The 1,197-nt window shown below is 65.3% G+C and carries 2 protein-coding genes; both read right to left on the bottom strand.

From position 1 onward, the window contains the following. On the bottom strand, positions 1-627 hold a 627-nt coding region (locus tag ASE31_RS32370; protein ID WP_235514212.1), incomplete at its 3' end, for an electron transfer flavoprotein subunit alpha/FixB family protein. Between the two features lie 20 nt (positions 628-647). Next, positions 648-1,197 (bottom strand): electron transfer flavoprotein subunit beta/FixA family protein (locus ASE31_RS01260; protein WP_235514210.1); only part of this gene is annotated, 550 nt, incomplete at its 5' end.

The following is a 1,197-nucleotide window of genomic DNA, read 5'->3' as shown; positions in this document are numbered from 1 at the left end:
CTTTTCCTTGCTGCCCAAAGCCCGGCCACCGGAGACGATGATCTTGGCGGCGGTCAGCTCGGGCCGGTCGCTCTTGGCGATCTCGCTGCCCACGAAGATGCTCTTGCCGGTGTCGGTGGTCGCTGCTGCGGTTTCCGTCGCTGCGCTGCCACCGGTGGCGGCAGCCGGGTCAAAGCCCGTGGTGCGCACGGTGATGACCTTGGTGGCGTCACCGCTCTGCACGGTGGCGATGGCGTTGCCGGCGTAGATGGGGCGCTCGAAGGTGTCGGGGGAGATGACCTTGGTGATGTCGCTGATCTGCGCGACATCGAGCTTGGCGGCCACGCGGGGGGCCACGTTCTTGCCGCTGGCGGTGGCGGGGAACAGGATGTGGCTGTAGTTGGATGCGATGGCCAGGACTTGCGCGGCCACGTTCTCGGCCAGGCCGTGTTCCAGGCCGGGGGCATCGGCATGGATGACCTTTGCCACACCGGCGATTTGTCCGGCAGCGGCTGCAGCAGCACCGGCATTGTGGCCAGCGATCAGCACATGGACGTCACCGCCGCAGGCAATGGCGGCGGTCACGGTGTTCAGGGTGGCGCCCTTGATGGCGGCGTTGTCGTGTTCGGCAATAACGAGTACGGTCATTTGGTTGTTCTCCTTATGCTTCAGATGACTTTGGCTTCGTTCTTGAGCTTGTCGACAAGGGCGGCCACGTCGGCCACCTTGACGCCGGCGCCGCGCTTGGCGGGTTCCGTGACCTTGAGGGTCTTGAGGCGCGGAGTGACATCCACACCCAGGTCTTCGGGCTTGACGGTATCCAGCTGCTTCTTCTTGGCCTTCATGATGTTGGGCAAGGTGACGTAGCGGGGTTCGTTCAGGCGCAGGTCGGTGGTGATGACTGCGGGCAGGGTCAGGGACAGGGTTTCCAGGCCGCCGTCGACTTCGCGGGTCACGCTGACCTTGTCGGCAGTCAGCTCCACCTTGCTGGCGAAGGTGGCCTGGGGCAGGTCGGCCAGGGCCGCCAGCATCTGGCCGGTCTGGTTGGCGTCGTCGTCGATGGCCTGCTTGCCCAGGATCACGAGGCCGGGCTGCTCTTTGTCGACCAGGGCTTTGAGGATCTTGGCCACGGCCAGGGGTTGGAGTTCGACGTCGGTTTCCACCAGGATGGCGCGGTCGGCGCCAATGGCCATGGCGGTGCGCAGGGTTTCCTGGCAC

It is taken from the genome of Acidovorax sp. Root217 (genome assembly GCF_001428645.1).
Taxonomy (GTDB): Bacteria; Pseudomonadota; Gammaproteobacteria; order Burkholderiales; family Burkholderiaceae_C; genus Acidovorax.
The sequence above is the reverse complement of the archived record's forward strand: the minus strand, read 5'-3'. Positions and strand labels throughout refer to the sequence as shown.